Source organism: Pseudundibacterium arcticum (assembly GCF_042646465.1).
Classification (GTDB): Bacteria; Pseudomonadota; Gammaproteobacteria; order Burkholderiales; family Burkholderiaceae_D; genus Undibacterium_A; species Undibacterium_A arcticum.
Genome location: NZ_JBHRTP010000052.1, coordinates 51725 through 70718 on the forward strand (window position 1 = coordinate 51725; position 18994 = coordinate 70718).

The following is an 18994-nucleotide window of genomic DNA, read 5'->3' on the forward strand; positions in this document are numbered from 1 at the left end:
TGAGATGAGAAGGGGTGGCGGGGGTGTACCGGATTTTGTGTAAACGGAATTTCGTTTAAACCGGTGACATCCGCTCTTCGAACTGGATTGTGAAGCGGTTGAGCGCTCCTTTCCAGTCCCGCAGCGGCATCGTCCACTTCTTGCTGATGTTGTTGAGCGCCAGATAAAACAGCTTGCTAACGGCCTCATCAGTCGGGAATGAACTGCGGGTTTTGGTGATTTTTCGCAGGCTCATATTAATCGATTCGATGGCGTTGGTGGTGTAGATGACTTTGCGGATTTCCGGCGGGTAGTCGAAGAACGGTGTGATCCGCGCCCAATTGCGCCGCCAGGACAGGCCGATCGACTGGTAGTCTTTGTCCCACTTGGTCTCGAATTCCGAGAGCATGAGTTCAGCCTCATCGACGGTCGCGGCGCTGTAAATTCGCTTCAGGTCGGTGGCCACTTCCTTCTGTAATTTCCAGGGAACGAAGTTCAGGCTGTTACGTACCATGTAAACGATGCACAGCTGAACGGCTGCTTTCGGATAGACCGTCTCGATGGCATCCGGGAAGCCTTTCAGTCCGTCGACGCAGGCGATAAAGATGTCCTGTACGCCGCGATTTTTCAGCTCGGTGACCACCTGCAGCCAGAACTTGGCACCCTCGGTCTGGGCGATCCATAGGCCCAGTACTTCCTTGTGCCCCTCCATATTCACGCCGATTGCCAGATAGACGGCTTTGTTTCGGACGGCCCCGGTATCGCGGACTTTGACGTGAATGCAGTCGAGATACAGGATCGGGTAGAGCGCGTCGAGTGGCCTGGCCTGCCAGACCTTCACATCGTCGCTCACAGCGTCGGTAACGGCCGAGATGAGGCTCGGTGACACTTCGGTGCCATAGATCTCTTCCAGGTGGCTCTGGATCTCCCGTACCGTCAGGCCACGGGCATATAGTGAGATGATCTTGTCGTCGAAACCGGTCCAGCGGGTCTGATGCTTGCCGACGATTTGGGGTTCAAAAGAGCCTTGGCGATCACGCGGGATATCAAGCGGGAGCGCGCCGAAATCGCCTTTGAGCGTCTTTGCACTGTGACCGTTACGCGTGTTGGCCGTGTCGTTGATCACTGCGCTGCTCTTGTCGTGACCGAGATGGTCGGTCATCTCGACCTCCAGAGCGCGCTCGACCAGCATCTTGGTTAGCTGTTTGAGTAGGCCATTTTCACCAATCAGGTCTTCTGGCTTTTTGTAGTTGGCAAGCAGGCTGTCAGCCAGTTTGACCAGGTCAGGATCGGGCTTGGCCCGCTTGGTGCGTTTTACGTAGGTCATTTTTTCCTCTATGCCGGCAGTGTCCTGCCAAATGACCGTTTACACAAAACTAAATACACCCTCGGGGTGGCGACGTTGCCGTGCGAATCGGTGGCAACGTCCGTGCGAATACTCAGCCAAACAATTGAAAATCCGATCGGATAATCGATAGAACTTGCATATGTTGAGGCCTTTTGATACCTGTGAAATTCGCTGTGTTGGACCTCTGATTTGAGCAGACAATTCGATCATGGTGTCAGCATGAAATGGGAAATGGCGCAGCAACTAATGGGTGCTGCACCACTTGTGTCAAACTTAATTGCCTTGTGTCAGACTTAATTGTTTTGTGTCTGACTTTATTGTTTGTTCACATCTGGCGCTGCATAACCAGTGTCTAAATGTGTTTTCAAGAATTTTCCTAGTTGATCCGCCGAAATTGGATTGCATCTATCAACCCTTTTCCACTTTGACTTTCAAGATGTTCAACAATGATATGGATTAGGCCATCTGAAGCCATAGCTCTCGCCGCAATTGTGACATTCTGAAACGCATCAACAGTTTCGCCTTTTGCAGCATCAGGTCGCATCCAGCCAACACCTCCAACCGACGTTTTCTCATATGCTTCTTTCGCAATGTCGCGCATTTCAATTTCCTATGCGGTTAAAGTGTAGGTGCGCTTCGGAGAATCGAGACGAACGTAGCGCCATGTTTTCAAGCCGATGGCGAGCGCGACCCTTTTCGCGGTTTCCTTATTGCCGAAGCCAGGAACAATCTCAAGATTGAGTTCCTCGATCAAATGGAAATCGCCTTCCTTCAGGGTGTGAATGTCTTCGAGCTTTTGCACCTTTGGGACGTACTACCGAACCCGCGATTCAGTTGTTGCCAGGATGTAGGTCATTCGTTTTCCTTCAATTGATTCGCTTTAGTCGTTGGCCGTGAATGCCCCAAACGCAATCAATGCCGTCCACCGAGCCACATAGTGCCCAACCGTTTCCGATCTTCCTCGCAACCACTTCGCTGCCGATTTCAACAGCCAGCCGTTCAGCCCATTGCACTGCCGAGCCCTGCCCTTTGAACAGCTCGTTCCCTTCGACGATTACAGTTGCATCGAAAACTGGAACGGCAAATAGTGTCATCATCGATTTTTTCCTTGGCATCAGTTAGGTTGTAGGTTCCTTGACGTTCAACCTGTGTCGAACACCTTTACCACCATGCGAGTGATACAGCACGACAAACAGACATCCATCGCGGATCAACTTCACTACGTCATCACCTTGATCGGCCAGTCCAATCCACTGAGCACCTGCTTCAAACCGATACGGGATTACCTGAACCTGGGATGGTCCCGAAATGATGAACGCCTTGTCGGGCTTGTTCTGTCTAAATTTTGCCTTGAGCCATGAGCTGTAGTACAGGAAACCAAGGTTCGTGATCGTCGTAGCTCTGTCGCCGAGGTTGACGGCGGTAACGGACACATATGTTTTCGGATCGATCTGACCACCGCCAACCATTTTCATGCCCGTGCTCGCCGTGAGGCGTACCTTCGGGCCTGAATCTAGCCACTTGTAGGCGTCCCAGCCAAGTACGAACATCGAGACAACTGCTGCATAACCGGCGATGCCAAGCGTCCAAAGTTCATTCGTTGTCATGGGCATGATCGCAGCTAGTGCATTTGTATGGCGTTGTACTCATTCCGGCAAGACCGGATTTGTTGAAACGCCACCGCATTTGGGGCAGTTCGGTGGAGTAAAAATCATGTTCTTCTTATCCTTGCCGGCTGCCGGCCGGTATCGGGGCGCGTGCGCCAAATTTCCTAGATTCTCTTACAGATATCAGCCACCGTATCCCGCAGATCCTTGAGGTGGCCTGTTAGCAAAGGGTTGGTCGCAGTCTTGTTGAAAACTTCAAGATTATTTAGGTCGAACACACAACCATTTTTAATTAGCTCACGACGGAACGCGAGTTTTTTACCCAAAACTTTTCTAGCAGTCGGCTCGGAGATCACTTCGTCCAGCTGTTCGAGATCAGACAAGTGTTCAATTTCGTTGCGCGTGACTGCAGCGATCCGAGCCGCGCCCATTGCCAAGCCTAGATCAACGCCGCGTAACTCAACAGACAAGTTGTTTAAGCTATTTTCGTGAGTACCGAGTGATTTCAACTGTACAGCACGCAAATTGTCAGCGGCGTGAGCAGACAGCATCACAGCACCACACACCAACGTACAGAAAATGACAACGAATTCTTTCATTTTTTTATTGCCATGGCTTCCGGCCAGCTGCGGGCGCACTCATGCGCGTTTTCCTTGGTGTCGGCCCTGTTATTATCTCTGTCATACACCTTTGTGTTGAAGCCACAATTGGACTATGCGGTAAAGATAGTCCTTAGCCTCCGCCAGAGTCATTGGATTCTCGGGGGGCGGATCTTTCTCGCTACCATGTCTAGCCGCGTCTCCTACTGCGGAAACTGAGTTCGCCGTGCGCGTGAACCGGTTGTATTCTGGCTTGTTTGTCCAACAAGTGGCAATCAGGGCTTGCTCGTTGCCTACATCTTTTTTAACAACTTCCAGCATGCGGTACAGCCCAACCCAGGCATCGCTATCCTCGGCAACCAAAAGACGCATCACTTTCGCGACTGCGCTATCCGACCCGCAAAGTGTTGTAATCTTTATCGTTCGTGGAGACAGCGGCTCGTCAGATTGCCCTTCGAGATTCCCCGCACCACCACTAGAACTGACGGCACCCACATCGCATCGAGCATGTACACCCTCACGAATTGTCACGAATACGTCGCGTCCGCCGGCTGCGTTTCTCCTATACACAGCGCCGCTACGTATTGGTTCTCGCAAACCACGTTCAAGCTTGAGAACGCCTGACAAAATAGCGATTTCTTCTTCGGCGATTGCGAGCACATCAGCGTGCTCAGGACAAGCATCGAACTTGGTGGACTCGTATAAATATTCGTTATCTCGGTCGCTCTTGACTACCTTGGCAGAACCTGACTGGCTCAAGAACTGCTCCAGATAAACAAGGTCGTGCACCAACCCGACGAGTTGTACCTGCCATTGATTAGTGTGGACCATAATTTTCCTTATCTGTTATCAAGCTTCGATAAGCCTCATTATATAGTACCCATTGGGTACATCAAGCGCTTTTCGAAGCTTTATTTGCCAGACGATTAAATTTATTTTTCAGGGCCTCATGATCTAAGATTTCGCGCACCAGGACCCAAACGGTTGACGGCATTTCTCTATAATTGCCAACTGCTTCCGGTGCAGCTAACCATTTCTTCAATGTCGTCTCAGGCGCACCAATGCGCTCTGCGAACTCCTTCCAGGGAAGTCCAAGTTTATCTTTGGCCTCCCTCAAAAACACTTGCTGTGACACGTTCCTATTTGTCATTGTTGCCCTGTTGTCCATAGTACCCATTGAGTGCCATCATATCACCGCAGAAAACATGTCGCGCAGCTTTTTTTGTGACACTTCAAGATAGGGCATAACGTGATCCAGCTCGGCATGCCCCAAGAGCTGCACCGTTTCAAGATCGTGCCCCTGTTTCAAGAGATTGCTGGCAAACGACCGCCTGCCTGAATGCGACGAACCGCCTATGCCAGCGTCCTTGTAGAGCTTTGTGATGTGCGCTTGCAGACTATCGCAGGCCAGGTAATCGACTTGCTCGTCGGCGAAGTTGATTCGGCGCTTCGTGTTGAGATAGAACTTGCTGCCCTTGTGCGTCAGGATCAGCTTTGTCTTCGGTGACAGACCGCGATAACGCGCATCTGCCTGCTCGGTCCCAATGCCGCGCTCGATCCGATAGGTAAGGTACGTTTCCAGCGCCTCGATGGTCAACCGGTGTGCCAAATAAATGCATCGCTGGCGGCATCCTTTGGTGATGGCAGCTCGCAAACTGACTTCTGGCCTTATCGCCCCCGACCCAGCCAATAAAATGTCCTGCACCTCAATCTGCGCGATTTCTGACACACGCATGCCGCAGGTGATACCGAGAAGCAGAACGAGCGTATCGCGCTCGGGATGGCGACTGGTAACTTTTGTGACGCGAAGGAGGTGCCGAATCTGGCCGGGCTTTAGGGTAGTGGCTTGTGGCATGAGAACCTCTGAATAGAATGGATGGAAGCTGCATTCAGAGGAAGAATCGTTCAGATTCTTTTTCAAGAGTAGCACAAGCGTTTGTGCGGGGTTCTCAGAAAAGTGGCGCGCACGACTTGAGGCGATTACGATTTCCTGAAATGCCGTATGAATTGATAATCGCTCGCCATACACCAATGCGGCTTATACTAATTATGATTACCAGGTGCGTTCCAATATAAACAGTTCACCAGGCTTTTCACCCAAACGGTACAAACCAGTCCCTTTATCACTGCATCAAGGAGACCAGCATGTCGAAAACACTATCAGCAAGAGACGCGATCAAAGCAGAGATAGAGCATTTCACCAAGGGTAGGGACCACTATCAAGTGCAATTAGATAAGTTGGTCAAAGCGCTTGCCGCTCTGGATGGAATCGATGGCGCCAGCCCAAAATTTCAATCTGATCAAAGGACCACAAAGACGAGGGTCACACAGGACGTTAAAGCCCCCGGCAAAAAAGTGGGGACACTCAAGATTCCGTCGACTGGAGGCGATTTCTGGATCAAATTGATCACCGATCAGCCGCAATCGGCTCCAGATATCCTGAAGGCGGCCATCGCGCAACTAGGCTTGACATCGACCAAGGATCTGAAATCGAAACTGTCGGCGCGAATGACCAATGCCCTAGGTCATCTGATCAAGTCAAAACAGATCCAGGACTCTGGTGAACGTCGCGATCGGCGGTTCTTCAAATAGATCGAGTGGCGGATCGGTAAGCAATTGACAAAGTAAGCGCTGTTCTCTGAAAACAAAAAGCCCTCGAAGAGGGCTTTTTGGAGAACACTTAATCACTACATTCGGTTACATTCGGTTGAAATTATCGTTCGAGTCAGAACCACCTACAGTGGTGTCTTGCTGGCAGGTGCACGCTTGTCCTGTTGCAACGGACGGTTGATTTCTTTCTTTATGGCATCAATCGCGCCCACAAGGGGGGCGAAGTACAGACGTATATCGTCTTTTGCCACTTCCCCCCATTCGCCGGTACATAGTTAGTCCCTCGTCCCTCTCGAGACTTGGGATTGCCTCGAACTTAGAAGTACAGGTTCGTTGGCAGATTCAGCATTTCGTCGACGGCGATACTCGCCCGCATATGCGTATCGGAATGCTGTTGATCGTACGATTCGCCGACAATCGGAACATTGGTCAGCGCTTCTTTGGCGCGCTGCAGAACCCGGGACTGCAACTCGCAGCGCATACACACGTGCGTGCCAGGTTCGGCCATTGCCCGCGGCAATGGATTAGTTTGCACGTCCGCATTGCTAGTCACCACCGCACACGCATCGAGGTCCGCCAACAAAAGCTTTACCTGCTCGCTGGTTTTGGCGTCCAAACTGCTTGCGCCAGTGAGCTGAGATTGTTGAATCCGGACGAACAAATTGTGCATGGAAGCCGCTTTCACCATGTATGGGCGGATCCTGTCATATGCCGCCTGACGCTCCAGATAATCTCTGTCGTTTGGGGTGTCGCTTTCCCAATCTTCTAGGAACTGATCAGACAGACCGAGTACCAGATCAACTTCGTTTTTGGTAAATTCCATAATTCCTCCTATAGAAAGTCGGGGGAATTGGCCCAAAGCACAAACCCTCCGGGATTGATGAACACAGTTCGATCTGCTGAATCTAGTTCGAGATAATGATGATGCTGGATGCCCAGCTGCACTTTTGCCGACATTGCGGCGAAAATCCTGTCCGATGTATCGCCCACATCGGACAAAATTCTCTGGAATTCAAAGGTAGACTTGGTGTCCCCGCGCTGTGCGGGAACACCGTAAGTCTTCATTTCTAGCCCAGCATTGCCATCGGCGCCAAGACAGGTCTAGTTGTTGCAACCAAGCCTGCCAATGCCATTTTCTGCATGTTTTCCACGCGCCGGACCGCAACTGGATGATTGAGCTTTGGTGAGCCAAGCCATGCGTTGCAGCCATCTGACTTCGATCAGGGGGACGCCCACATCGGCCATCCATTGAAATGATTGGGGTTCGAGGGTAGCTGACATGTTTTCTCCTTTGAATGTTGAATGGACAGGGCCGTCCCCTCTGTGCACATCCATGCACAGAAGGGACAGCCCTGCCCCATTCGAAGAAAGTTTCTGTATCAGCCCTCGATGAGGCGTCCGCCAGGGAACGCCTCATCTGGCTCTTTTATCAGGTCCGGTAGTACTGCAATCTCGGCAGCGCCAGGCGATCAATCAATTCGCAATAGCGATTGACCTTCATGCGCGACCATGCCGAAAAAGCCAGCACCCGACTCAGCACTTCAAACCGGCACTGCCAGCCGAACTTGCTTAGCGCGGCATGATGCCGGGCAAACAGTGTGACGGCAGCTTCTCCGATCAGCGCGAGACCAAGGAACAGGACAAAAGAGAACAGCAGCAGGAAATTGATGACGGTGCTGTGATGTTGATGCATGTTTCGCTCCATTGTGTGAGCGAAGCACTGCCCCATCGGGGCAAAGTGCCCCGCGAGGGTTGTTGAACTGAGTTACTTCAGGATCCAGCAATAAATACCTGCCAAATTGATGGCCGAAAAAACGACCTGCTGCAACATGACCCAACCCATCCCCTTCTTATAGAAGTAATAGGTAAAACTCAGGCTTGACAGCAAAAACGGGATGTAGGCGAACGTATATCCCGGCAGGCGCAAAGCCAACCAGGCGGCGCCGACGATTCCAAACATGGAGCCAATTGCCTCCAGCACTTTCTCGAAAGGGATCACTGGCCAGTAAAGTGCCTTTAGTTCTCGGACTTCAGGAAACACCCTAGATAACAAAAAGCCTAGTGACCAAACCCATGATTTGCGCGCTACGTACATGATCAATCCCCTCTGGACGCCGCCATGTAGTCGTGATGCGAAAACCCGCCATGAGCGTCGTCATGTACAGGCGATTCGTGATGAAACGAGTCCCCGCCACCGATAAATTGGTGGTGGTGGTGGTTCGCCCATCCATCGTCGTCCACTGCCGGGTCGGCAAACGGGCTCCATGGTTCGGTCTGAGCCAACACCTCACGTGCCGGAGCGGACAGAAAGATGGAATCCAGAGACGCGGCAAGACTGGCAATGCCAGCGATCACCACTGCTGGGAGCACAAAATCACCTGCAGTTGCGGGCGGAGCCGACTCAACGGGAGTCAGAACTTCAGACAGTACTGCAGGAGATGGTGGCGCCACCACTTTCGCCTTTACGCGAGTTCCGATCGAGACCGCCAGCTTTGGTCGGCCCGTAGACTTGCGTGACGGCCCAAACCCTTTCAGGTTGAGTCGCATCGCAGGAAGCATTTGTACATTTGACATCTGACACCTCGAAGGAATATCGGGTACCAGATACCCATAGGGACTGATTCCCGATGGGTTAGTGGATGCTGATTGCTCAGCTGCTTTTATCCGCAAATGCGCGGAAAAAATTCTGTTCGATGCCGCTAATGGCATGAAACAGCATTCTCTAAAAAGTGGGAATTGATGGGCGGCTGCCCAATTACAGATGCCAAAACTCTGGCGATATTGAAATGGCTGAGTTAACCGTCAGCTCGGATAATGCAACAATACTCGTAAGAAAAAATGGTGTCAACAACTTCCGTTTCTGCAAATAGCACCAAATTCTGCATTTTTCTGGGAGTGAACCACTTGAAAGCCGAGACTGCTCCGGTAACGTGGTTGCATGAATTCCACCTTTTACACAGACGGTTCAGTGCTCCATCAGAATGGCTACGGCGGCTTTGCAGCGGTACCGATCCATCCGGATGGATCGGCCGACGTCGACCACATCATCAGCGGCTCGAAAGCCTCGAGGGACATTCAGGAGATGGAGCTGATTGCCGTCATTACCGCTATACGCTCCGCGCCGAAAACCCATGCGATCACCATTTTCACGGACCACAAGACCATTTGCGACGTGCTCGCTCGGGACACTCGGGCAAAATGCGAAAAGGGCAGGAATAGCAATCAGTGGAACCAGTTGCGCCAATTGTGTCGCACACGCCAGATATCGCTGAACTGGGTGCGTGGCCATGCCGGCAACGTTGGCAATACACTGGCGGACCGCGCCGCAAGATCTGCTGCAAAAGCATTTCAACTACAATTGGCTCCTGCGAATTGAGTCCTTTCAGCTAAAAATTGCATTATGAATCTCGAACAACATAAATTTGCCAATATCCTGGCCGTAATCGCGATGGAAACACCCGTTGCAAACCGCTTTGACGTCTATTGGAAATCAGGCGTGAAACATCAGGGAAAAATTCAGGTCGCCATTTTGGCCGACATAGCTGACAAACGAATTGTTGCCGAATTGGTAGGCATGCAGCACCTTATAGACGACCTTGAGGCCTTGGGGAACACTCCGGCTATTCAAGGGATCAAGCTGGTGTTTAGCGCCTCTGCGGTTAAAAAGGTTCATGCCAATCGCAGTGACAAAAAGCACCTGTACCCCTATGCCTACTTTCTCACCACGCGCTTCGCCGGCGTGACTGTGGCCGTTGACCAAGACGATAGCTGGATCAAGCCCCGCAGTGAGGATCGTGTCACGTCGATTCAAGTCGATGAGCCACCCGGACAGTCAATCGTCGTCAACCATGTGGGCAAAATCTTGGTGACGCGACATGTCCTCGATAAGTTCTCCCAGCGCATGAACAACCTCGATCCGGCTCAAACATGGCGCCATCTCGCCAAAACACTGGCCAGTGCGCGCCTGGACACCGTGCAAGTGAGCGAAACACGACAGGATCTCGATCTCGCTCAACATGCAAATCAAGGAATTCGACTTGTCGACCAGCTCTCGCGCTGGTGCTTCGTGATCGCGCCCAATCGGCAAGGGCGCCAAACGATCGTGACCGCCTATTTGAGGTAATCGGTGACTTCAGCAGCGGAAATAGCCTGATTTCCTCTGTTTTCCGGCCTGTTACACGCATGAGCGTGTGGCATTCTGGCCAAATGATTACCACTTCCTCTCTCCTACTTCCAGACGAGCCATGCTTATTCTTTGGCTATCGCAACTCGGCCAAGGATGACGCTCGCGACATTTACCATTCAATCTCGCATTGGCAGGAAAGTGAGAAATTCCGGCTGTCGGACGAAATCCTGCGGGAAGCGGTACTCCAATCGGCCAACCCGATTGAGGCGCGCAAGCTGGCTGCACGGCACCAGGACAAATGGCGAATCGACTGGCGCAGCATTCGTGCCAGAACTCTGAAGACGGGTTTCATGATGGCCGCGGAGCAGAATATCAACGTTCGGCTGCGGATGGAGCAATTTGCCAAAACGACGCCTCTTGAGCTCAATGTCGAGTTTTCCGAAGGAAAGACCCTGCAGGGGCATCAGCTGAATTGGTATGCCGGAGTCATGTGGGAAGCTGCTGAAAGCTACGTCAATCATCCAGTCCGGGCACTATTCGTCGCCGGCCGCAAGATCAGCTACATGGATAAGCATTCGATTCTGGACCGCTTTCTCCCGGTGGCCAGCATTTCGCAGATTCTGGTTCCGATCGCCAAGGATGCATCCTCGCTCGGCGAGGAGTTTGCCCTCAAACATCACCTGCCCGTCCGTTATTTCTACGGAATCAAAGGCAAATTCTCAGGTGTGATGGCGCGCGAGCTGGCGCATGAAGCCAATCACATCATGGTGCTCGAACAAAAAGGCGGCAAACAGTTCGACCAGCTCATTCTGCACGCCAAGGCATTGAATAAGCCGGTAAAGCTCTCCCTGGTCTAGGTCAAACCCCAAGATACATCAAAGTTCTTTAGGACTACCTGTAACACCCCACTCGTTTGTTTTGAGTGCTCTTTCTTCAGCCTCAATTGCTGCCCGCTGTACAGCATCGGTATGGACGAGGACGTCGACCTCAGGGTTCCTTTTGATCGGTAATTGAGATTCTTTCGGTACATCCCGACAATATAGATCCGCTCGAGCGCGGTGGACCGCAAGGTCATGTACTGAGACCGGGGATCTTCGAAATGCCTGGCCTCTCATGGCTTCTTTATATCGCAATGCCCGGTCCGCGCAGAGAGTCTACGTCTGGACATAATTCGCGGCCGCTTCAGTGGGCGGAAAACTGAAAACAAACATCACTGCCGCCAGCGCGAACCCTACTGCACAGACTGAATAAAATTTGACCATGCTACTGCGATTCCTTCCCGTTATTATGTTTCATCCTGCTCGCATCGATTGATGTACTTGCCTCGCCATTCGCGCGCTTGAGCCACTGCAACTGCTGGCCAAACATCAGCCCTTCCATTGGGATCGACACCTTGATTCCACGTTCGCGTAGATAGCATTCCAAAAATGATCGGTAAGTTATCCCCGCCAAAAAAATCACTTCATCGCCAGCCTGCAGCACCGCTTCCAGATCCCGCATGACCGATATCGCCCATTCCTCACGTTGACGGAAGTTCATCGTCACCAGTGTCTTTTCATAGGGCTTGATCAGCTGCTCGGGGGCAAGCAATCCATGTTCGGCCGATAGGATATACCAGCGATCGGCATGATCTTGTGCGTACCGCCGCATACCGGCGAACAGTTGGCTGACATATAGCTCTTGCGCCTGGTGAGGGACGGGTTCATTGCGCTTGGACTTGACGCAGCTGACCAGAGCGATTTTGGATGTCATTGGTGTGGACAGTTCCCCATACGGCTATGGGGCATGGATTTTCATGCCTGATTCGCTGTTTTTGAGCCCGAGACGTGCTTTTTGTGCAACCAACACCTTCAGAACTTCTGAGGCCAAAGTGATCTTGTACAGTTCCTGCAGTAGATCCATGGCGTGTTCGATCGCCTCCATTTCCGACTGACTGACGTCGTACCAGCCCGGCCGGTTACAGCAACGGGCGTGAATCGCCTCGCAAACCCGGGCCGCTCCTTCAAAAGCGGGAATCAGATGACGATGCTTCAAACCCCGTCTGCATAATGCAGCACCAACATGGCTGGCTTCGAATATCCGGCTAATGTGGATGCGCTCGCAGCGCCCGACACGCCATGCGACCTGGCTGGTGATCAGGTCCGCCATAAGCAGTTCGACGCCCTTTTTCCCAAGTTTGAATTCGTATCGTTTGCCCATAATGTTTGCGATCGTATCAGCCTGTCGTCATTCTAGTCTTTGTACCGCGGTGCCGGCCTGCAGTTTGTTCGCTAGCCGCCCCCAATACGCCGTCGACCGTAACAAGAACAGGGTCAGCATCGCGAATTCCTGCGCCGGCATGCCGGACTTACCGTTTCCCGATTCCCTGCTGATCCAGGTGCGCAACGAGATACCGATCTTGACTGCCGCATCCTTTCGGCGCAGCTGCAAGGTCTTTCGCACTGCTGTCAGCTCTCGGCGGACGGCTCGAGGTACTTCCCGTCCAAAAATTGCTCGGCCTTGGCGATGAGGTCATCCATCAAGCCGTCGACCAGAGCCTGCTGCTCGGGAGTCTTAACGAATTCGCCGCGGCGTCCATGATCCGCATAAAGTGTTCGTGGGCTCATGGTTAGCCTCAGTGCGCCAGCATGCTGAACACATCGCCCATTTCGAGCTGCAGGCCCTGGGCATGGAGGGTATAGCGATATTCAGGATCGCTCCGGTCACAGCGGCCGAACAATCCGGCCATATACACCCCCGATTGCTGTCTAATCTGATCGTTGTCCGTTGCCGATACCGATCCGACACCCCGACTGGTCAGCACGAATGCCACAGTTTCACCTTCGCCCAGGACTGGATCGGTGAAGGCGACATCATCAGCTGCCGTATCACGCTGTAATTCGTAATATCGGAAGCCGGTCAGCTCGTTCCAGGAGATCCACGCGGAGATCGGATGTTGATTCGCATCTTTTGATGCGTGCTGGAATCGCTGCAATAAATAGACAGGAGGTGAACCGTAGTGGAAGTCGATGCTCGGCTCCAGTGCGCCACACGGGATATCGACGGCGGTCTGCTGAGCCAACGGATAGCAAAGGTACAGCCATGGTGTCTTCACTTCCATCCACAAGCCATCCTTCGCCACCAAGAAGCGTTGGCCTGGCTCGGAGAGGGGTTCGAATTCCCCTCTGACCGGAACCATGTGTGTTGGCGTCATTGATTGGTATAAGACATCCATCGGATGCGGGGTGTTGGGCACTTGGCTCTCCTCTACGATTAGGCCGTAATCGGCTGATGAACCTATTCTTGCAAGGATTGCTCGTTATTCAAGCCCTACCGATGGAGTACAGCGGAATTGTTTTTCCGATGTTCGAACGACCGTGTCATATCAGGAACCGCCGCAGCACATTTGCATGTTCAGTGCCGCTGAATCCGATGCGTGGTTCCTGATCAATGCAGGTATTTAGGACGCTCAGTGAGCTCGATCATTCGCAGCTGGTAGTCGAATTGGAAATCGCCATTGGTGTCGAGATGTCGAATGCTCTTGTCCATTTCGGACTTTGGCAGCATCGCCAACAGAGCACCTACCTTTGCCAGATGCGCCGCGGAACACCGGATCTCTTCCGGATCTGGCGATGGCGACATGCCGATGAGAACGCTCTCTGACAGGACAAGTTGTGAAACGGCAGCCGTGTAACTGGAGCTGGCAATCAGAGGCAACAAGTGCGGGACTGGCAACATGTTTGGATTGCCCGTTTTGTCCGGGCCCACAAGAAAGCTGATGACCTTCATTAGAGGCGGATGCTCGGGAATGTAGTCCAGGTGCACCAGATTCCCGGCGCATTGCAGGCCATCAATCGTCAAGGTGTCGCGACTTTCGATAAATAAAGCATAGGCGGGCAGTTGGAGCAGCTTCATTGCGTTCATGGGTTGATCAACGATCCTATCGCTGGCGGCTTCGATCTTTTCCAGAATTTCGATACTGTAGCGCGCTACATATCCCTGATTTGCCCAAGCCAACACTGCCTGCAGCGCAAGGGTCTGCTGTCCGACCTCCTCCGGCGTCAGCAGAGGGTCATAGCGCATGATTTCGGCGCTGATCAGATGGCTCGGTGCATAACACCATGATGGCCAGTCCTGACGGCCTTCTTCATGCATCTTTTCGACCATTCTCATCACAGCCTTCGCCTTTGGCTCAAGTTCGTCCAAAACGACGTCGCGAAATCGCATCGCTGTTTCAAGGGAGAGGTTGTCAAGTTCAGGCATCGGTCTTTCGGGGGTGGAAGGCATACGTATTCAGCGGGCTAGTGTGGAGACTGCGAGGGGATTGTGACCCACGTCGCACGGGTGCAGCTGGTGGTATTGATACCAAATGGCGAGTTCGTCAGCCGGCATCGGCTTGGCAAAATAGAATCCTTGCCCTTTAAGGCAGCCCATTTTAACCACTTCGCTGACCGCAGCTGCGCTCTCCAAGCCTTCGGCTACGACGTCGATCTCAAAAGCCGTGGCCATCGATAAAGATGCGGCGATGATGGCGCGGTCGTGCAGATGATTCTGACCATCGGGCAGATTGCGGGTAAAGACCTGATCGATCTTGATGCCGTCAATCGGCAGTTGCTTCAGATAGGCCGCCGCCGAATGGCCGGTACCGAAGTCGTCCAGATAAAACCGTATGCCTAGTGCGCGCAGCTCGGTAATGACCGCGACGGTCTGAGCCAGATCCTGAATGGCGTGCGATTCCAGAAGCTCGATGGTTAAACGGCGTGGATCAAAGTCCGTATGGGACAAAATGGTGTGCTTGATGCGGTCCATAAACCCTGCCATGGCGAAATGACGGGGGCTGAGATTGACCGACAGCGCCGGCTCAATGTTCAGACCTTGCCAGGCGACGCTCTGGCGGAGCGCGGCATCGAGCACATACATATCGAGTGCGAGCAGATCATCGCCTACGATGGAAGGCAGGAAATCGATCGGGTTGCGCATCACCGTTGGCGTCTGGCGCCAGCGCATCAGCACTTCAACACCGATTGGTCTTCCGCTACACAAGTCTATCGTTGGCTGGTAATGCAGTTCGATCTGCCCATTGCGCATGCCGTCCATCACCGCGTCGGACAGAGTCCGGGCATGGATCTGGGCGACGCGCTGTGCGAAATCGAAGATTTTGAACCGGTTGCCGCCCTGCTGCCGGACCTCGCCCATGGCTTCCAATGCGTGAAACAGCATGTCACGTGGCGTTCCCTTGTCCTGCGGGTAGACCGTGGCGCCGATACTTGCCGTCAGCCGGAACTCTTGATCGAAGGCGTGAACCGGCTGAGCAATCAACGCTTGTATCTTTGCGGCCAGTTCGACCACGTCATACAGGCTCTGAATCGGGAAACAGATCAGGAAATCGTCATCGTCATTGCGGGTGAACTGCCCGAACGGCCCCATACAGGAAGCAATCTTGCGGGTGATGTCATCGAGTATCGCCACCTCCATGTCAGGATCGAACTGACGGCAGGTTGTCGACTTTAACTGGTCGATGGACATGACCAGGATGCCAAGCTCGGCGTCGGCGCCATCGGCCGCGTCGATCATTTCGGCCATTTCCGCAATGAAAACGCGGCTGGGCCGCGGCCGAAATTGGTGAAACGTTGTTACCTCATGCAATTTGCTGACATGATTCATCACGATCCTTCTGTTCCTGAAACCGCTGTGGGCAGCACGGCACTATGCCGATCGTGATGATACTAATTGAGTAGATGCGCCGCGAGCGCCGGAAAAGCGACGCTTTGGCCGGTAATTCGTGTCGAAAAGAGCATAAAGAGCGCAGTTTTTGCACCTTTGTCGCTACGTTCAGCACCAGCTTCCCTGCGGATTTAGCTGTTCCGGATCTGATTGACCATATCGCGAATCACTACATACCGAATGATTCGCAACACGCGCCCGTCTATTTCTCGGTCGCGAGCACGCAACCCACTTGTCCGGCACTCGGTTAGCTGTCCGGCGTACTCAAGCCGCTTCGGCGCTCCCATTGTGCACGAGACGCAAGAACGCCGTGACCATGCTTGAGACATTGCGCTGTTCAAGAATGCGCTGCTCATCGAGATCGGCATCATCTATGCCGTATATGAACCGCGCGCAGGCCACCGGGCCGTCCCGCAGGTACCCATCGACACCTTCCGCGTCGCAGAAACGCCGGCGCAGCGCGTCCAGTGCACTTTCAATTGCTACCAATTGCTGGCCTGCGCCGCGTCGCTCGATGAACTGTTGAGCGATCCATTCGATCGGACCAGCATAGCGCATGACGTGCATAAGGTCAGCAGCGTCCTTGTTCTCCGCCCGGTCGTCGAACGCCAACGCCTTTAGTATGATGAAGGCGGCCACGTCGGCGAAGCGCACCGTCTCAGTCGCGATCCCGCCGCCGTCCAGCAGCTCAGCGGTGATTTCCATCTCGGCAAACCACTCGTGCACGATTCCAACGTGGTTGATGGCGAGTGCTGAGACTCCCTCCCCGTCGATGGTGGCCACTTTGCCGCCCGGCAGTTCCTGGCTGGAATCGCGCAGGAACTCGATCAGCACGTATTCGTGCTCGGACACCTGCCGCTGCCAGCGCCAGCTGCTTGCCTTGCCTTCTGCGTTCACGTACCTCGCGAAGCCCCGGTCCTTCAGCTGCCTAGCAAGGGTCTTGTATGCCTCGTCGTCGGCGAGCACCTGCAGGTTCAGCACAATGTCTACGTCGGAAGTGCCGGCGTGTGCTGGGACCTCAGGTGGTTTCTCTGGTGTGAGGTAGCGGGGAACAAGGCCGCCTACCAGGCGCAAGGTGTGTTTGAGGCTGCCGAAACCCCGGAGCAAGGTTACCAGCGCTCGCTCGCAAGATAGGGTGTGGTCGGCGTCGTAACCATCGGCAGTTGCCGGCTTAGTGGTGGCCATGTGATTAGATCTTCAGGATGTCTGCGCGAAGGTGAGATGCAAGTTCCTTGTTGCGGCCGCGGCCGTCCTGCAAGTCCAGATACTGGATGAACGGACTAGCGAACCAGGAGGGGAACTCAGGGTGTTGTCGACGAAAAAGCGTGCTGGCTCCGGTGCGCTCGATTAGAGTGACATTCGATCCCTTATCGACCCGCTCCAAACCCAAGGCCTCTGCGTAACGATGCGTCTTGCCGGGAGGAACGATCACCTCGGCCGTCTCTACGTTCGTCAGCAGCGGTGCCAGCACGTTTGCAGCGGCTGGGCCCGTGAAAGACCAGTCGGCAAGTTTTTCCCGTTCTAAGTTTTCGGTGAGCGTTAGAAGTAGTGTTTTCGGGTTAGGGGTGTACGAGTACCAGCGGGTTTTCGTTTCCTTGCGCGCGCTCCATGCCACGATCCAAGCGTCAAAAAGCTCGCTTGGCTGCGTGAGGCGCCGGCGCAGGTTCTTCCCGCTGCCTTCAGACTCCACCATTTCGAGACGCTCCAGTTCCTGCATGGTGAGCGACACCGTATAGGGCGACGTTTCGGCGAGGCTGGCGATCTCGATTCCGGTAAGCCATCGATGGTGCGACTGTAATAAGGCATGGACGACCTGCTCCCGAGCTCCAGTGAAAAGCGCGGCAGCGCGCCGCGGCCGTGCTGGCTTTGCTGGGCGGTCAATGTTGATTAGCCAGTGTTTGTGCCTTAGAAAGAGACTTCCACTCGCGTCGAAGAATCCAATGTTGCGCTCGCGCAAGATCTCCCGAGCGCCAGCACTTAGGAACTCGGCGACCACAATGGGGATGGGGCGGAGTGCATCTTTAACGGACAGCCGGTATTCCTCCAGCTGCCATATGGCGTTCCGTATGTCGCGTGGATAACCTTGGCGCAACATCTCCACTGCAAGGAACCGTTCGCCGGCCGGGCTGTCCACCCGCAGCAGTAGATCAAGCTGGTGTTTGCCGTCAGGGCGTTGAAACGCAACCTCGAAGTGCCGTTCCTCGGAGATTTTGCTTTCCGTAGCTTCTTCAAACGCTTGGACGAACTGATCGACTAACGACTGAGAATCGGGGCGCATGGGTCGTTTGCTGCGCAGCAAAGTAATTGAAAGAGACTTTAGTATAGCACTTTCTGCTTGATTTGCTGTACAGCTAATTCATCGTTTGTTACAAATGGAGTCCTCCATATATATCTCAAACAGGCTTCGCTGATCTGAGGAGACCGACTGACGGACGAACTCTCCCAAACAATACGGCCGGCGTCCCGCACTATGGAAAGACTGGCACTGCCGATATTGATGTTTCACCTTGATTGGCCCAGCCCGTGGCCTGTAGGTGCCGCCGTGCTGCTCCAGCTGTCGCCCAATCGCTTTCCGCTGCTCTCGTGCTCTTCTGCCTAAGCGCAACTAGCTATAAGAACAATAGAAATTCAGGGAACCCCAACACATGATCAACGCCCCCCAGCTGCTGGCTGACCTCAAGCGCCGCCTCACGGTGTGAATTGTCAATGTGACAATTTTGGCAGAGGCTTAAATAAACTGGCCTGCTTTAAAACAATTGTTTTCCATGATTGATTATATGAGTAATCAATTGCGCACAGCAACAAAAAAGCCCTCCAGTTTTCACTGGAAGGCTTTTTTAAAGCTCTCGGAACTAATTTTCGATCATCTTCAGTCCACGCGCTGCGCTCGCCGGTAACAAGCGTGTTCACGCACAATCTTTTTTCAAAATAGTTCAATATTTTGAAATATTCAAGCGGCTAAAGTCATGGTGGCGCCTGGCGTCACGACGCGCTCGATGAAGCCGCCCAGCGATTTGGCGCT

The 18994-nt window shown here is 53.4% G+C and carries 28 protein-coding genes; 4 read left to right on the plus strand and 24 right to left on the minus strand.

Annotation, left to right across the window (positions count from 1 at the left end):
- Positions 1–55: 55 nt before the first annotated feature.
- From ACFOFO_RS16220 to ACFOFO_RS16260, 9 genes are all read right to left on the minus strand, one after another.
- Positions 56–1306: an IS256 family transposase gene (locus ACFOFO_RS16220; RefSeq protein ID WP_390332027.1), complete on the minus strand. Its 1251-nt coding sequence runs from the start codon at positions 1304–1306 to the stop codon at positions 56–58.
- Between the two features lie 397 nt (positions 1307–1703).
- Entirely contained in the window at positions 1704–1928 is a 225-nt protein-coding gene (locus tag ACFOFO_RS16225) for a hypothetical protein (protein WP_390329314.1), read from the minus strand.
- Between the two features lie 9 nt (positions 1929–1937).
- Positions 1938–2129 (minus strand): hypothetical protein, encoded by a 192-nt coding sequence (locus ACFOFO_RS16230; RefSeq protein ID WP_390329316.1) that lies wholly within the window; start codon positions 2127–2129, stop codon positions 1938–1940.
- A 64-nt stretch (positions 2130–2193) separates the two neighbouring features.
- Positions 2194–2424 carry a hypothetical protein gene (locus ACFOFO_RS16235; protein WP_390329317.1) on the minus strand — a complete coding sequence of 77 codons (231 nt, stop codon included), beginning with the start codon at positions 2422–2424 and terminating at the stop codon, positions 2194–2196.
- A 21-nt stretch (positions 2425–2445) separates the two neighbouring features.
- Positions 2446–2934, minus strand: a complete 489-nt coding sequence (locus tag ACFOFO_RS16240; protein ID WP_390329319.1) for a hypothetical protein — start codon at positions 2932–2934, stop codon at positions 2446–2448.
- 164 nt (positions 2935–3098) lie between these two features.
- The gene (locus ACFOFO_RS16245) at positions 3099–3572 is read right to left on the minus strand and encodes a hypothetical protein (RefSeq protein WP_390329320.1); all 474 of its coding nucleotides are present in this window, start codon (positions 3570–3572) and stop codon (positions 3099–3101) included.
- A gap of 42 nt (positions 3573–3614) precedes the next feature.
- Positions 3615–4364, minus strand: a complete 750-nt coding sequence (locus tag ACFOFO_RS16250; RefSeq protein WP_390332028.1) for a hypothetical protein — start codon at positions 4362–4364, stop codon at positions 3615–3617.
- Positions 4365–4425: 61 nt separating this feature from the next.
- Positions 4426–4710, minus strand: coding sequence for a transcriptional regulator (locus tag ACFOFO_RS16255; protein ID WP_390332030.1), 285 nt, complete (start codon positions 4708–4710; stop codon positions 4426–4428).
- A 9-nt stretch (positions 4711–4719) separates the two neighbouring features.
- The gene (locus tag ACFOFO_RS16260; RefSeq protein WP_390332032.1) at positions 4720–5454 is read right to left on the minus strand and encodes a tyrosine-type recombinase/integrase; all 735 of its coding nucleotides are present in this window, start codon (positions 5452–5454) and stop codon (positions 4720–4722) included.
- Between the two features lie 224 nt (positions 5455–5678).
- On the opposite strand from ACFOFO_RS16260, the gene ACFOFO_RS16265 reads away from it, so the two are divergent.
- Positions 5679–6125 (plus strand): hypothetical protein, encoded by a 447-nt coding sequence (locus ACFOFO_RS16265; protein WP_390332034.1) that lies wholly within the window; start codon positions 5679–5681, stop codon positions 6123–6125.
- Between the two features lie 334 nt (positions 6126–6459).
- On the opposite strand, the gene ACFOFO_RS16270 is transcribed toward ACFOFO_RS16265, so the two are convergent.
- From ACFOFO_RS16270 to ACFOFO_RS16295, 6 genes are all read right to left on the minus strand, one after another.
- Entirely contained in the window at positions 6460–6966 is a 507-nt protein-coding gene (locus ACFOFO_RS16270; protein WP_390332036.1) for a hypothetical protein, read from the minus strand.
- Between the two features lie 8 nt (positions 6967–6974).
- The gene (locus tag ACFOFO_RS16275) at positions 6975–7208 is read right to left on the minus strand and encodes a hypothetical protein (protein WP_390329334.1); all 234 of its coding nucleotides are present in this window, start codon (positions 7206–7208) and stop codon (positions 6975–6977) included.
- Between the two features lie 36 nt (positions 7209–7244).
- A complete protein-coding gene (locus ACFOFO_RS16280; protein ID WP_390329336.1) occupies positions 7245–7424 on the minus strand; it encodes a hypothetical protein in 180 nt (59 codons plus the stop codon).
- A gap of 148 nt (positions 7425–7572) precedes the next feature.
- Positions 7573–7836, minus strand: coding sequence for a hypothetical protein (locus ACFOFO_RS16285; protein WP_390329337.1), 264 nt, complete (start codon positions 7834–7836; stop codon positions 7573–7575).
- Between the two features lie 72 nt (positions 7837–7908).
- Positions 7909–8238: a hypothetical protein gene (locus ACFOFO_RS16290; protein ID WP_390329340.1), complete on the minus strand. Its 330-nt coding sequence runs from the start codon at positions 8236–8238 to the stop codon at positions 7909–7911.
- Positions 8239–8240: 2 nt separating this feature from the next.
- Positions 8241–8717, minus strand: coding sequence for a hypothetical protein (locus ACFOFO_RS16295; protein WP_390332038.1), 477 nt, complete (start codon positions 8715–8717; stop codon positions 8241–8243).
- A gap of 364 nt (positions 8718–9081) precedes the next feature.
- Here ACFOFO_RS16295 and ACFOFO_RS16300 point away from each other — a divergent pair, with 364 nt between their 5' ends.
- From ACFOFO_RS16300 to ACFOFO_RS16310, 3 genes are read left to right on the plus strand one after another with little or no spacing between them, the layout of a single operon-like run.
- Complete coding sequence (locus ACFOFO_RS16300) at positions 9082–9519, plus strand: RNase H family protein (protein ID WP_390332039.1); 438 nt, start codon at positions 9082–9084, stop codon at positions 9517–9519.
- A gap of 24 nt (positions 9520–9543) precedes the next feature.
- Positions 9544–10266: a hypothetical protein gene (locus ACFOFO_RS16305; RefSeq protein WP_390329347.1), complete on the plus strand. Its 723-nt coding sequence runs from the start codon at positions 9544–9546 to the stop codon at positions 10264–10266.
- Positions 10203–11126, plus strand: a complete 924-nt coding sequence (locus tag ACFOFO_RS16310) for an NADAR family protein (protein ID WP_390329350.1) — start codon at positions 10203–10205, stop codon at positions 11124–11126. The genes ACFOFO_RS16305 and ACFOFO_RS16310 overlap by 64 nt, the downstream gene beginning before the upstream one ends.
- Positions 11127–11532: 406 nt before the next feature.
- Here the strand turns inward: ACFOFO_RS16310 and ACFOFO_RS16315 are convergent, their stop codons facing one another.
- From ACFOFO_RS16315 to ACFOFO_RS16355, 9 genes are all read right to left on the minus strand, one after another.
- Positions 11533–12021, minus strand: coding sequence for a DUF6884 domain-containing protein (locus ACFOFO_RS16315; protein ID WP_390329353.1), 489 nt, complete (start codon positions 12019–12021; stop codon positions 11533–11535).
- A gap of 24 nt (positions 12022–12045) precedes the next feature.
- Positions 12046–12468, minus strand: coding sequence for a hypothetical protein (locus ACFOFO_RS16320; RefSeq protein ID WP_390329356.1), 423 nt, complete (start codon positions 12466–12468; stop codon positions 12046–12048).
- Positions 12469–12495: 27 nt separating this feature from the next.
- Positions 12496–12699 (minus strand): hypothetical protein, encoded by a 204-nt coding sequence (locus ACFOFO_RS16325; RefSeq protein WP_390329358.1) that lies wholly within the window; start codon positions 12697–12699, stop codon positions 12496–12498.
- Positions 12700–12716: 17 nt separating this feature from the next.
- Positions 12717–12875, minus strand: coding sequence for a hypothetical protein (locus ACFOFO_RS16330; protein WP_390329361.1), 159 nt, complete (start codon positions 12873–12875; stop codon positions 12717–12719).
- Positions 12876–12883: 8 nt separating this feature from the next.
- Complete coding sequence (locus ACFOFO_RS16335; protein ID WP_390329364.1) at positions 12884–13504, minus strand: PRTRC system protein A; 621 nt, start codon at positions 13502–13504, stop codon at positions 12884–12886.
- A 191-nt stretch (positions 13505–13695) separates the two neighbouring features.
- Complete coding sequence (locus ACFOFO_RS16340; protein WP_390329366.1) at positions 13696–14511, minus strand: hypothetical protein; 816 nt, start codon at positions 14509–14511, stop codon at positions 13696–13698.
- 30 nt (positions 14512–14541) lie between these two features.
- On the minus strand, positions 14542–15912 hold the full coding sequence (locus ACFOFO_RS16345; protein WP_390329368.1) for a putative bifunctional diguanylate cyclase/phosphodiesterase: 1371 nt from the start codon (positions 15910–15912) through the stop codon (positions 14542–14544).
- 324 nt (positions 15913–16236) lie between these two features.
- A complete protein-coding gene (locus ACFOFO_RS16350; RefSeq protein WP_390329371.1) occupies positions 16237–17157 on the minus strand; it encodes a hypothetical protein in 921 nt (306 codons plus the stop codon).
- 4 nt (positions 17158–17161) lie between these two features.
- Positions 17162–18250 carry a type IV toxin-antitoxin system AbiEi family antitoxin gene (locus ACFOFO_RS16355; RefSeq protein WP_390329373.1) on the minus strand — a complete coding sequence of 363 codons (1089 nt, stop codon included), beginning with the start codon at positions 18248–18250 and terminating at the stop codon, positions 17162–17164.
- Positions 18251–18994: the final 744 nt, after the last annotated feature.